The 14044-nt window shown below is 39.5% G+C and carries 8 protein-coding genes; 6 read left to right on the forward strand and 2 right to left on the reverse strand.

Annotated elements, in window-relative coordinates:
- The first annotated feature begins 199 nt into the window (after window positions 1–199).
- From B2V92_RS23615 to B2V92_RS23630, 4 genes are all read left to right on the forward strand, one after another.
- Window positions 200–4186: a hybrid sensor histidine kinase/response regulator transcription factor gene (locus tag B2V92_RS23615; RefSeq protein ID WP_293312739.1), complete on the forward strand. Its 3987-nt coding sequence runs from the start codon at window positions 200–202 to the stop codon at window positions 4184–4186.
- A 288-nt stretch (window positions 4187–4474) separates the two neighbouring features.
- On the forward strand, window positions 4475–5308 hold the full coding sequence (locus tag B2V92_RS23620) for a glycoside hydrolase family 16 protein (RefSeq protein WP_293312740.1): 834 nt from the start codon (window positions 4475–4477) through the stop codon (window positions 5306–5308).
- 53 nt (window positions 5309–5361) lie between these two features.
- Window positions 5362–8463, forward strand: coding sequence for a SusC/RagA family TonB-linked outer membrane protein (locus tag B2V92_RS23625; RefSeq protein WP_293312741.1), 3102 nt, complete (start codon window positions 5362–5364; stop codon window positions 8461–8463).
- A 22-nt stretch (window positions 8464–8485) separates the two neighbouring features.
- Entirely contained in the window at window positions 8486–10183 is a 1698-nt protein-coding gene (locus B2V92_RS23630; protein ID WP_293312743.1) for a RagB/SusD family nutrient uptake outer membrane protein, read from the forward strand.
- An 87-nt stretch (window positions 10184–10270) separates the two neighbouring features.
- On the opposite strand, the gene B2V92_RS23635 is transcribed toward B2V92_RS23630, so the two are convergent.
- Both B2V92_RS23635 and B2V92_RS23640 read right to left on the reverse strand, forming a co-directional pair.
- On the reverse strand, window positions 10271–11392 hold the full coding sequence (locus B2V92_RS23635; RefSeq protein ID WP_293312745.1) for a glycoside hydrolase family 18 protein: 1122 nt from the start codon (window positions 11390–11392) through the stop codon (window positions 10271–10273).
- Between the two features lie 13 nt (window positions 11393–11405).
- Window positions 11406–12269 carry a transglutaminase-like domain-containing protein gene (locus tag B2V92_RS23640; RefSeq protein ID WP_293312747.1) on the reverse strand — a complete coding sequence of 288 codons (864 nt, stop codon included), beginning with the start codon at window positions 12267–12269 and terminating at the stop codon, window positions 11406–11408.
- Between the two features lie 45 nt (window positions 12270–12314).
- On the opposite strand from B2V92_RS23640, the gene B2V92_RS23645 reads away from it, so the two are divergent.
- Both B2V92_RS23645 and B2V92_RS23650 read left to right on the forward strand, forming a co-directional pair.
- Window positions 12315–13097 carry an O-methyltransferase gene (locus B2V92_RS23645; protein ID WP_293312749.1) on the forward strand — a complete coding sequence of 261 codons (783 nt, stop codon included), beginning with the start codon at window positions 12315–12317 and terminating at the stop codon, window positions 13095–13097.
- A 4-nt stretch (window positions 13098–13101) separates the two neighbouring features.
- Window positions 13102–13773 (forward strand): DUF1345 domain-containing protein, encoded by a 672-nt coding sequence (locus B2V92_RS23650; protein ID WP_293312751.1) that lies wholly within the window; start codon window positions 13102–13104, stop codon window positions 13771–13773.
- Window positions 13774–14044 lie beyond the last annotated feature (271 nt).

The following is a 14044-nucleotide window of genomic DNA, read 5'->3' on the forward strand; positions in this document are numbered from 1 at the left end:
CATTTAACATCATGCAAAATAGAGGGTAAATTCGTTTACTTTAGGGTCAAATTCTGATTATAGGCCTTGAGGGCATTTGTTAAAATTAATTGTTTATACACCGTGCAATTTAATTAGTAGATTTATAGATAGAGAATTGATTTTGTTGTCTATGTATCGCTATTTTTTGTTATTATGCTGTTTTTTAACAACTAAAATAATGGCACAGCTGCCCTTGGTGGAAAAACCAATAGGGGTAGATCAAGGTCTGTCTAACAGCTCGGTTAATGCCATATATCAGGATAGGTCCGGTTTTATATGGATGGGTACTCATGATGGTTTAAACCGTTATGATGGACATGCTTTCAAAATATATCGTCACCAGTTTAACCAGCCCAATTCTATTGATGGGAATTGGATTGTATGTATTAACGGAGATACCGAAGGTAGGATATGGATTGGTACAAGCAGCGGTCTTAACATTTTTGACCCCATCTCTGATTCTTTTAAGCACCTCAGTTTTGATGATAATGGGATTGTTAAACGGCTTCAGTCAAATATTGCCGATATTAAAGTAGATCATTATGGAAATGTATTTATCGGGACTACTAATTATGGCTTGTTAAGATATAACAAAGGAGAATTGATCGGACATAGAATTCCGTTGATAACCGGTAAATCCATCAAGCAATATAATTTTTCCATATCGGCCATTGGCTTAAACAACAAAGGCGTTTGGACGACGGTGAGAAACGTTGGTCTTTTAACTTACGATTATAAAAAAAATGCGCTTTATCAATTAAATAAAAATGTAGTCAATAATAATGCATTAGCGCTCGATCAGCAGGGAAAGCTCTGGCTGGGTAATGATGATGGTTTGTATTGCTACATTAATAACCAATTGAAACAGGTTTATACCAGTAGAAACCGTATTGTTAGTCTTTCAGTTAAAGATAGTACACTCTGGATATCTTCTGACGGAGATGGTGTTTTATCAAAAAAAACTGCGGATCTAAAACCGCCAAAAGAGTATATTTTTGATATTAAACCTGAAAACCTAAGTAAATCCATATTTTCTATTTTTCATGATAAAGGCAACAGAATGTGGGTAGGAACCCTTCGTAAGGGAGGGATTATGGTAGAACCCGCAGCTACCGGAATACGGAATTTTAAACAATCAGGATTGGCCAATGCATTGGTGAACAAAGAAATACTTTCACTCAGCGAGGATAAAAATAATAACCTTTGGGTCGGTACCGATGGTTATGGGCTTTGTAGTTTTAATCTCAAAACGCATCAGATTAAAAACTATACAACAAGAACAACGCCTGCCATCTCCAGCAATTATGTAACTTCTATTCTTACTACCGCAGATGATAAGGTTTGGTTAACCACGTGGGGTGGTGGTGTGTTACATTATAATCCTTCTAAAAATACATTCGAACATTACAGCTGCATTAATTCAAGAACAGGAAAAGAGGACCGTAATACCTGGCAACTCTTTCTCGATAAAAAAAACACCCTCTGGATAAGTACCTGTTTAGAAGGCGCTGTTTATATTTTCGATGCAGATAAGAAACGTATGATCTGTTTCGATCCGAAACTGGTTAACATCCTGAGTTTTTTTGAAGATGAAAGCGGGCAATTATGGGCGGGAACCTACGATGCTTTGATTAAAATTGACCGGATAAATAAAGCACATCGATATTTCTACACCGGCTTTGCTGTAAGAGATATCAGGAGTAATGGGCAACAGAAATTGTGGATTGCTACCGAAGGAGCAGGTTTACAGCTTTTTGATATGCAGAAACATAGCTTTACCCGCTATACGGAAACCGAAGGACTGGCCAATAATGCTGTTATAAATATAATAGAAGATAAACAATCTAATTTATGGATCAGCACTTTGGGTGGCATATCAATATATAACCCTACAAAAAGAACTTTTAAAACAGTTAATACAGAAACAGGTCTGCTCAGTAATGAACTTTCTTATCATGCAGCTATAAAACTCAAATCCGGAGAAATGGCATTTGGCAGTATAAAAGGCTTGAATGTTATTGACCCAGAAAGTTTTAAAAGCTACAAAAAACAGCGGAATATTTATTTAACCGGAATTAGCATAAACAATCTTCCCATTGCCAAACAGCTACAATATGTTACTGAAAAAACAGCAGATAAGATCTTGGCGATCAAAATTCCATATAACGAAGCCACGGTAGCATTAAGTTTTATTTCGCCAAAATATATAGGTCAGGCCGAATGGTCATATGCTTACTATTTGCAGGGATGGGATAAAACCTGGAGTATAAAAAGTAATAATACAAACACCGTATATAATCGTTTGTCAGAGGGTACCTATTATTTTAAGGTAAGATTAGATGAGCAGGGAAATATTGCCGATAATACTACTACTTTACTAACCATTGTGGTGTTGCCCCCATTTTATCGCACCTGGTGGGCATATCTGTCTTATCTCGCATGTGCCAGTGGATTAATCTATGTTTTTATACAGTACCGCTCGCGGCAAATCCGCATGGCTTACGAGGTTGATTTTGCTAAATTGCAGGTAAAACAGGAAAAGGACCTAAACGAGAAAAAACTCACTTTTTTTACAAACATATCGCACGAATTTAGAACGCCTCTTACACTAATCATCAATCCGATTAAAGAACTGCTCGTAAATTTCGACCGATTGGATGTAAAAACGGAACTGAATACTATGCTGAGGAATTCCAAGCGCTTATTAAATTTAATCGATCAGTTATTGGGATTTAGGAAACTCGAAAATGAAAGTCAAAAACTGAAAATTTATCCTGTTGATATTCATGCATTATGCGAAGAGGTATATAAATGTTTTGAAAGTGCCGCGTCTTCAAAAAAAATAAATTACCACTTCATTTCTCCTGATCCCAACATCATTTTATATGTTGATTACGAAAAAATAGAAATCTGTGTTTTTAACCTGCTTTCAAATGCCTTTAAGTATACACCCGCAAATGGTGAAATTTCTCTTGAACTGGTAGAATTCGAAACAGAGGTAGCTATTAAGGTGATAGATAGCGGAGCAGGCATTTCAAATGAAAAAGACAATGCCGAAAAAATATTCGATAAATATTTCCAGGCCGAAAATAAATTTACGGGATCTGGTTTTGGCATTGGCCTATATCTGGTAAAAGAGCTGGTATCTGCACATCAGGGCAGGGTTTCTTACCTGCGTGAAGATAACAGGCAGACTATTTTCACCCTCACCTTTAAAAAAGGGTTAGCCCATATAGAAACCGGAACACTGATAGATACGCCACCTGTAAAACATGGTTTATCTGGTTTGATGTTTGATGATCCAGAAGTTGAAGAAAAAGAATATTCCAATATCAAAGAATTTGAGCTTACTGCAGCCAGTTTTGTAACTGATAAAAAAACGGTTCTCGTTGTTGATGATGACAAGGAGATCAGGAACTACCTTAAAAGGCTACTCCAGGAGAAATATACGGTTAAAGAAGCCGAAGATGGTGCCATTGGCTTGCAGATGATAAAAGAGTTTGTACCCGATCTGGTGATTTCTGATATTTTTATGAAAAATATGAACGGTGTAGCGCTTTGCCAACAGGTAAAAAGTGATGCTGCATTAGAACACATCCCCGTAATATTGTTAACCGCTACCACATCTGCCGATTCGGAACTTACCGGAATAGAATGTGGCGCTGATGATTACATTACAAAGCCGTTTGAAAACAAGCTTTTAATGGCCCGCGTCGAAAATATCCTTAAAAACAGGAGTAAACTTCAAAAATATTTTTTAGATACCATTACTTTAAATAACCCCGGCAAGGTATCGGCCGATTTTAGTTCGTTTTTAGATCAATGCATTAATTTTGTAGAAAAACACATTAACGACAGCGAATTATCCATTAATACATTGGCTTACGAAACAGGCCTGAGCCATTCGGGATTATACCGGAAAATTAAGCGCATTTCCGGACTATCCATCAACGCCTTTATCCGTCATATCCGCTTACGCCGCGCTGCGGTGGTATTGTTAACAAGTGATGCCAATATTAATGAGGTTGCTTTCCAGGTGGGCATAAACGATATTAAACATTTTCGTACCCAATTTAAAAAAGTATTTGGCCTTAACCCTTCTGCTTATGTAAAGAAATATAAAGGTAGCCTTAACCCAAATCAGCAATCGTTAACAAATAACTAAAACAGGATCAGCATTTCATAATTTTCAGTGCAGGTACTGTGAATTGGTAATATACCCACCTTTATTTCTTCTTAAAGCGGTAAAATGTACGAATTTAACCCCTTTTTATATCATTTTGTACCGCCTCTATTTTTCTTTTTGTGTGCTTATTTGTAAAGTATTTAAGGCAAATTATTACATATCTGTATCAAGGTATGCAACTTTCCTTGGTACGATAACCAGATAATCACATTTATGAGAATCCACCCTACCCCAGCAGGGCGTGTTAAGCTAAAATTTTTGCTGACCGTGCTTTTTTTTTGGCCAGTTATTATCAATTCAGGTTTTGTTTTAAAAAGAGCTGCTAATGAAACCGAAGATTATCGATTGGTGTGGGCTGACGAATTTAATAACAATGGTGCCCCAGATGCTAAAAACTGGCGCTTTGAATATGGTTTTGTAAGGAACAATGAATTACAATGGTATCAGAATGAAAATGCCTATTGTAAAAATGGATTGTTGATTATCGAAGCCCGGCGCGAAACCAAAGCCAATCCATGGTACAAAAAAGACAGCAAATCGTGGCGTAACCAACCAGAATATATTAAATATACCTCATCAAGTATCAATACCCAGGGATTACATGCCTGGCAGTATGGTCGCTTTATAATGAGGGGAAGGATCAATACTGCCGCAGGTTTATGGCCAGCCTGGTGGACGCTTGGTGTTAAAAACGAGTGGCCGGCAAACGGTGAAATCGACATGATGGAATATTATCAGGATAAATTACTGGCCAATATTGCATGTGCTGATAAGGATGGCAAAGCAGAATGGTATTCTAAAAACCTGGCCGTATCTGCATTGGGAGGTAAAAAATGGGCCGATCAGTTCCACATTTGGCGAATGGACTGGGACGAAGAACACATTGCGCTGTATGTTGATGACCAACTGATCAATGAGGTAAAATTAAGCCAGCTGCAAAATAAGGATAGCAAAGCTGAAAATCCATTTAAACAACCACATTATATGCTGTTTGATCTCGCCTTAGGTGGGATGAACGGAGGGGAAGTTAAAGCATCAACTCCCTTTCCCAATCAACTCGAAATCGACTATGTGAGGGTTTACCAACGCCCTAAAAAATAGCAATAAGTGCAGCACTAAAACAATTCAAACTAACCAAATTAAATGATAACAAAATGAAGAAAATTTACTTTTTAAGCATGCTACTGCTATTAACCGCATACAGTTTTGCCCAAACGGGCATCTCGCTAAGCGGAAAAGTTGTAGATACAAAACAATTGCCATTAGAAGGGGCAACTGTAAGGTTAAAAGGCACAAATGTGGCCACGGTGTGTAATAAGGCTGGAGAATTTAAAATTAACGCCACAGCAGCTGGTGCCTTAATTATCTCGTATAGCGGTTTTGTAACCAAAGAAGTCAATTTTACGAAAAGTGGTGATCTAGGTATAGTCAGTTTAGCCGACGATCAAACCAAGTTAGATGAGGTGGTAGTTGTGGGTTATGGAACGGCAAAAAAAGGTTCCTTAACCGCAGCAATTTCTACCATAAAAGGCGATGCAATAGCAAAACAGCCCGTGGGCGATTTATCGAGCGTTCTGGCCGGTAGGGCTCCTGGTGTTATATTTACCCAGCCCAGTGGGCAGGCCGGTAACGATGCTGCTACCATTAGGATAAGGGGAGCCGCGACAACCGGTAATCAACAGGCGCTTTACATTGTTGATGGTATTCCACGAAACTACAATCAGTTAAACCCTTCAGATATCGAATCGATAACCCTGCTAAAAGATGCGGCTGCTGTTGCTCCTTATGGCCTCGCAGGTGCAAACGGCGTAATTTTGGTAACTACGAAACGTGGTAAGGTAGGTACACCAAAATTAAGCTACGACGGATGGGTAGGCTGGCAATCGCCAACAGTGATTACCGAGCTGGTTAATTCTTATCAGTTTGCCACCATGAAAAATGCTGCAGCGGTAAACGATGGACTTACCCAGCCATTTACTGCTGATATGTTAAGGAAGTATCAGGATGGCAGCGATCCTGACGCTTATCCAAATTCGAATGCTTTTAAAGATATTCTTAAAACAAATACTTTACAATCCAGTCATAGTTTATCCCTATCCGGAGGTTCGGATAAAGTAACTTATGCAATGGGTTTGGGTTATTATTATCAGGATGGTGCACTGCCAAAGCTAAATTATAAACGCTACAACCTTTCAGGTAATCTACAGGTAGAAGCCACTAAAACCACTAAGGTAGAGCTGGCTTTAAACGGCCGTGTAGAAGATCGGACCCTCACTGCTGATGGTTTAAACACTACAGATGCCTTTAACTCAATGGCTATTATCAGACCAAACGATCCTCAGGAAGCCTTAATATATAGCAATGGCTTACATTCAAATACCTACGCCAGATTTTACGATAATGAAAGTTATCAGAAAAGTCTCGGGAATGTTATGCTCACCCAATTTTCCATCGAGCAAAAATTACCTTTAAAAGGTTTAAGTGTAAAAGCCGTTGCCGCTTATGATTTTAACCCAACCGATCCTTACAGTAATACTAATGACAATCCCAATAGAGGATCAAATGTTATTCAGAGTTTTAGGCGTTCCTGGAATAAACCGTACACTTACTATACACTTGATACCACAAAACGGCCATTGGTGTACAATAAGTTTACACCCACAACTTTACCATCCTTTTCCGAAGAATATCACCAAACCCAGGCTTTTACCTATCAGGGTTATATAAACTATGCCAACAATTTCGGGAAAAGTGCTGTTACCGGTTTATTGGTATTCGAATTAAGAAATAGTAAATCATCGGCTTTTAGTGCAGGCAGAAATAACTATAATGTACCCATTCCCGAATTATTTGCTGGCAGTAGTGTAGCTACAGATTTATCTAACGATGGAAGTTCGGGTCAAACCAAGCAGCGCTCTTTAGTGTATAGGGCAACTTATGCTTACGATAATAAGTACCTTTTTGAGGCAGGTGGCCGCTATGATGGACATTATTATTTTGCTCCCGGACATCGCTTTGGCTTTTTCCCTGCATTTTCTGTGGGATGGCGCTTATCTGAAGAAAGTTTTATGAAGAATGTAACCTGGATTAGCAACCTGAAGCTTAGGGCATCTTATGGCATATCAGGTCAGTTGGCCGGAAGTCCCTTCCAATACCAATCTGCATATAGCATTTATGGTAATGCAGCCATATTAGGAGGATTGGGTACGCAGGGTTTGTACGAAAATTCGCAGGCTAATCCCAATATTACCTGGGAAAAAGCAAAGAAAATGGACATAGCCATTGAAGCAAGCATTCTTAAAGGACTTTTTACCTTCGAATTTGATTATTTCTCAGAAAAAAGGAATAATATGCTGGTTACACCTAATTTAACGGTACCTGTGGAATATGGTATTGGTATTTCGCAGGTAAATGCAGGTGCCATGAGCAATAAGGGCTTTGAGTTTACCATCGGAACCAATTTTAGCCCTGCAAAAGACCTTAATATTGCTATTGATGGTAATTTTACCTATGCAAAAAACAAATTGGAGCAGGTGTTTGAAACCAATGATACCTTTAACAACCCGAACAGGAGAAAAACCGGAAGAGCTTTAGATACCCAATTTGGTTATCAGGCACTCGGATATTTTACTGCTGCCGATTTTGACGGATCTGGTAATTTAAAACCTGGCATAGCCACACAACCTTGGGGGCAGGTACATCCTGGTGATCTGCGCTATCAGGATACCAATGGAAACGGTAAAATTGATGTGGATGATCAGGTAGAAATCGGTAAACCAACTTACCCAGCAATAGTTTATGGTTTTACACCAACCATTACCTATAAAAATTTCCAGTTGTCGCTCCTTTTCCAGGGGGCTGCGCAAAAAAGCATTCAATTGGGGCAGGATGCGGTTTGGCCATTCTTTAACGGTAGAAGTGCTCCAATTACTGCTATTGATTATTGGACGCCAGATAATCCGAATGCGGCAAGTCCGAGGATAACCAGCTCACCCGCCAATAACAATATGCAAACATCATCCTGGTGGCAACGGAGTACAGCTTATTTAAGGCTTAGAACCGGAAACTTCAGTTATACATTACCCTCGGCAGTTTCAAAGAAAATTGGTATGAGTTTAACCAAAATTTATGTTTCGGGCCAAAACCTGATCACCTGGACACCTTTACAAAACTACGATCCCGAAATCAGTAATAACAGGGGTGGTTATTTTCCGACCATGAAATCAGTCACTATTGGTTTAAACGCACAATTTTAATCGATTATAAAATATAAATACGATGAAATTAATTAAAATAACTTTAATATTTGGGGTGTTTGCCTTGTTAAACGCCTGTAAACGCGACGATTCACTTAATGTCGAAAATCTTTCGGCAGTATCTAACGAAACCACATGGGCTTCTGAATCAACTGCCGATCTTTTCTTAAATGATATTTATGGCACCCTGCCCGATCTGTATAATGGAGTATTCGATCCCATAGAAAACTGGTCGGATAATTCGATGTGCGGTTTTAACTGGACAACAACAGCCAACACCATCCGAACCCTAAATACTTTAACGCCCACTGCCGAACTGGGAATTAACTGGAACGGTAGAGGTGGGCAATGGATGTATTGGAACAATTTGTATGGAAATATCAGAAAAATCAATATCTATATCACCAATGTGGGTAGTTCTACAGCATTATCTCAGGCTTATAAAGATAAGCGCTTAGGGGAAGCCTATTTCTTCAGGGCATTTAATTACCAGTATCTATGGATGTTGTATGGTGGTGTGCCATTAATCAGCAAACCTGATAATACTGCAACCGATGCAGATGTAAATCATCCGAGAGCTGGTTTTGACGACACTTATAAATTTATTATCGCCGATTTGGATGCGGCGATAAAAGTATTACCCACAAATAACGGCAACTCTGGTCATGGCCGGATTACGCTTGGTGCGGTATTAACCTTAAAAAGTTGGGTAGAATTATTTTATGCAAGTAAACAGAATAACCCATCAAACGATCTTGGCCGTTGGGCTGCCGCAGCGGCTGATGCAAAAAAGGTAATGGCTTTAGGTTACAGCTTATATCCGAAATATGATGAATTGTTTTTGCAAACAGGAAACAACAATAACGAGGGAATATTGTATAGAGAATATTTAGCAGTTATAAAGGGCAGTAATGTAATAGGCTATCAAGGTCCACAGAGTATTGGTTCTACCGTACTCTCATGGGGCGGGATGAACCCAACACAGGATTTAGTAGATGATTATGCTATGGCCAACGGTATGGGGATAAACGAAAGCGGATCTGGTTACGATCCAAATCACCCAAATGCTAACCGCGAGCCCCGCTTTTATAAATCTATTGTATGCGATGGTTCGACCTTTGCCGGACAGGTATACAATACCTATACTGGCAAATTTAATGGGGCTTCTGCAAACCAGACCATCGATTTATCGGATGCCAACGATAATACCAATACAGGTTATTCGATGCGCAAAAAACTGGATACTACTGTTAATATATTTCAATCGGGAGCGAGTGGACAAAACTATTATTTCTTTCGCTATGCAGAAGTATTATTAAATTATGCAGAGGCCCAAAATGAGGCCGTTGGCCCGGATGCTTCTGTGTATGCCGCTTTAGATCTGATCAGAAACCGCGCAGGTATTCCAACCATTTCATCGGTTTATCCTGGTTTAAGCCAAGATAATATGAGGGCTGTAATCAGGAAGGAGAGAAGGGTTGAGTTGGCCTTCGAGGATAAACGGTATTGGGATCTGATCAGATGGAAAATTGCAGATGTAAATTTAAACCGGAAAGAGCGTGCCATGTTAGTGGAGGCATCAGGAAGCACAAAAACCTATAAAGTTATTGATGCCCCACGCGGACAGAGAACTTTTGATGTGGGCAAAAATTACCTGATGCCAATACCACAAAGTGCCATCAGTCAGAATAAATTATTGGTTCAAAATCCTGGTTATTGATTATAATTAGTGCGCTCAAGTTTAGTTGTTAATAGGCGGCAGTTTTCGGATAGAAACTGTCGCTTTTTTTATAATGCTAAAATAGATCTAAATTCCTTTTATTGTTTTATCAATTACATCAACCAATCCATCTGTATAAGCATCATCCGTAAGTTCCCAGAACATAATCCCGTTTAATTTATGGTCGATTACATATTTTGTTTTCAATGAAATTGATTTAGGATCATCAAAAGTGGCGAGATACTTTTTTTGTTGATTGTAATAATAAGGCGCATTGGCGGTTTCGTCCCAATAATAGCTATAACCGTTTTCGGTAGAAAACTGTTGTTTAAAATTTTTGAATGAAACTCCACTGAGGAATTTGGTAGGTTGGTATAAGCCCTGGTTGGCATCGGTGCTGTTTTCGAAAATGCGGGCATAAAATGCGGCACCCAATGCAATTTTTTGTGCGGGCACCCCAAATTTTATTAGGGCTTTTACACCATAATCGCCCGATAAATCCTGTTCTTTAGTAGAATATAGCGGGGAGTGGTGGCCGCTTTTAACCGCATAACCACTTACCAGATCGTAACTCATTAAATTAACCCGATTTACCAATGGCATCACTTTATCCCATTCGAAGCACGAATCGATACAGTTTTTAGTGCCGCCTGCCGCGAAACTGATTTCAGCTTTTTTACCCAGTTTTTTGCGTAGTTCTTTAATCAGTAAGGTGAAATTATGCTTATCGTCCGGCGTGTACCTGTGGCCGGGGTAACCTACTACTGCGGGGTATTCCCAATCAAGATCGATGCCATCGGCCTTAAAAAAATCGAGGATTTCTTTAGTGGTTTTGGCAAAGGTTTTACGCCCATCTGCACGGCTGAAAACTTCCGAGCAGGGTGCACAGCCACTCCAGCCACCCAGGGCAATCATCACCTTTAAATCAGGATTGCGCTTTTTTAATTCCACCATTTTGGCAATCAGAGCCGAATCCTTTGCAGATTTGATATTTAAGCTGTCGCCTTTTAAATGCCCGAAACTATAAATCAAATGACTTAATTTTTCGATCGGAAAGCTGTCTATCACCGAATTATGGCCAGAGTAGTAGGCAATAACGTTAGGTTTAGCTGCTTGTTGAGCTTTTAACTGCATGCTCAGAACCGACAATAAAATAATGGCCGTTACGCGGAGCAAAACAGCAGATGGGATAAGCGTTTTTTTATACATGGGTTGGGATCAACTATTTTTCGGCAATAATATCCTGTAATTCGGTTAGCTCGGCAACTTTATCTGTAGCACCTGCATTTTCATAGGCCGAAATCAGGTTTCTGATTACGCGACGGATAATGTCGGTATTGCTGCACGGACGGTAGTATTCGGGTAAAGGCTCTAAATTAAGCTGACGTAAAAACTGGTCAACATCATGTTTGCCGAAGATATTGCCACGGTTAAAGGCATTGATGTAAAAAAGAACACCATATTCTGTTCCTTCCTGTTTGCTATCATCAATGTAGCCCAAAATAAAGTGCTGTGGCAGGTTAATGCCATACACGGGTAAATCAAGCTTCTGTGCCAAAGTAGAATAAATAATGGCCAACGAAATCTGGTTGCCTTTTTTACTTTCCAGTACCTGGTTTAAATAAGAATTTTGTGGATCGTGGTGGTTTTTGGTATTTCCTCCAAAGCCATATTGCTGGTATAACACATGGTTAATCAGTTTAACCTTTTCAACCGAACTCATTTCGTATTGCAGGCCCAGCCAGATATCGCGTTTAATTTCTTCAATCTGGTTAATTACCTTCTGTTCGTCAAGATCAGGGTATTGATAGCGGTTAATAATCAATGCGCCCTGCAACAAATCGAAGGCACCGCTTAAATACCATAAATTTAAATCTTCCTTAACGGTTTTAAACTGTATCTGGTGAACAATATTCTCTATACGCTCCTGCAACAACCCGTCAAATGATTGTTCCCAGGCATTTTCTAAAAAATGGACAACCTCGCCGCCATATTCGAGCAGTTTTTGCTCTACATGGTGGAACACTTCTTCATCCGGATCATCCAATAATTTTACTAAAGCACTTATCTCTGCGTTATTTTCCATAAAACATACATACGTTTGCGGTGTTTAAATTACTTTTGCAATATTATGCTATTTCAATTTATTACAGATTACCTTAAACACCGTTTAACAGCAAAAAGCCGACATGGAACGCATTCGCCATTCGTGTACAAGCTAGCTGATGAGGTAATTTACGATTTTACCGACAAATCTGAATACAAAAATATAGAAGACCAGCGAAAAAAACTTTTTAATGACGATTCAATAATCACCGTTACAGACCTCGGAGCGGGTTCCCACCTCAATAAAAACCGTACGAAAAAGGTCAGTCAGATTGCAAAAAATGCATTGAAAAGTCCACGTTTGGCCAAGCTGATTTACCGTCTGGCAAAAAATACCAGACCTAAAAGCGCAATAGAACTGGGTACCTGTTTAGGAATTACCACCGCGTATTTGGCTAAAACTGATCCGGCAACCGAAATTATTACCATAGAAGGTTGTCCGCAAACGGCTGAAGTGGCAAAAAAGAATTTTGAGGCTTTAAATCTTGATAATATTGAACTCCATGTGGGTAATTTCGACCTCATTCTGCCCGATATTATTGCAAAGCAGCCCAGTTTGGATTTCGTTTATATCGATGGCAACCACCGTAAAGATGCTACCCTGAATTATTTTAAATGGTGCCTGCCAAAAGTTAATGAAGATTCGCTACTGATTTTTGACGATATTTACTGGAGCCAGGGCATGAAAGAAGCCTGGGCAGAAATTAAAAACCACCCTGATGTTACCGTAACGGTAGATCTGTTTTGGATAGGGCTGGTTTATTTTAAAAAAGGACAGGCAAAAGAACACTTTAAGCTTAAATTTTAAGAAAATGGAAGTTGAACCAAAATTGGCGGGTATCCAGAAACGATCGGCATTGTTTGTTTTGTTAAGCAGCCTGTTTTCGGGTATTGCGCTTTACCTGGGTTCACTTTTTTTCGAGATGAGTGTGCTGGCACACATCATGTTCGGTTGGGATGTATTCTGTTTGGTTTTGATCAGTTTACATTGGTACATGTTTTTTCATACTTCTGTAGCCGAAACGCACCTTAAAGCCAGGATGCAGGATGAAACCCGGGGCGAGATTTTTGCCATTGTAGTGGTTTCTACCTTTGCAGGGCTGCTTGCAGTGGTTTTGCTGCTAATCAATGAAGATATCGAACCGCTTGATCTGATTGTAGCCATTTCGGGTATGTTTTTATCATGGTTTTTGGTGCATACCACTTTTAGCATGCGTTATGCACACCTCTACTATGGCGACGATCAGGATGGTGATACGGATAAAAAAGGTTCAGGCTTGGAATTTCCGGGTGATGATGAACCCGATTTTATCGATTTTGCCTATTTTTCGTTTGTGCTCGGCATGACTTTCCAGGTTTCTGATGTCGAAATCTCGGATCGTAAAATCAGGAGGCTTTCGCTTTTACACAGTTTAATCGCGTTTATTTTTAACACCGTAATTGTGGCCTTAACCATCAATGCCATTGCAGGGTTGAGTAATTAAGAGAACCATTTCTCCTTGCTGTCATCACGCACTAGTCCGTCATCTCGACCGAAGTGCAACGTAGCGGAGAGATCTATTGCATCACAACTTTTAAACCACCTAAGCCACCTTAGTTCGCCTAAGCGAATTGCTATTTTCCCAATCCGTCATCTCGACTGTAACCTGTCCCGAATATTCGGGAGCGGAGAGATCTATCTCGTAAATCTCTAAAAGTCACAATTTTTTCTGAAAACGTGCGGTTCTGTTCTTTTGGCGGTTTTCAGTCCCGCTT

The organism is Pedobacter sp. UBA5917 (genome assembly GCF_002432345.1).
Lineage (GTDB): Bacteria > Bacteroidota > Bacteroidia > Sphingobacteriales > Sphingobacteriaceae > Pedobacter.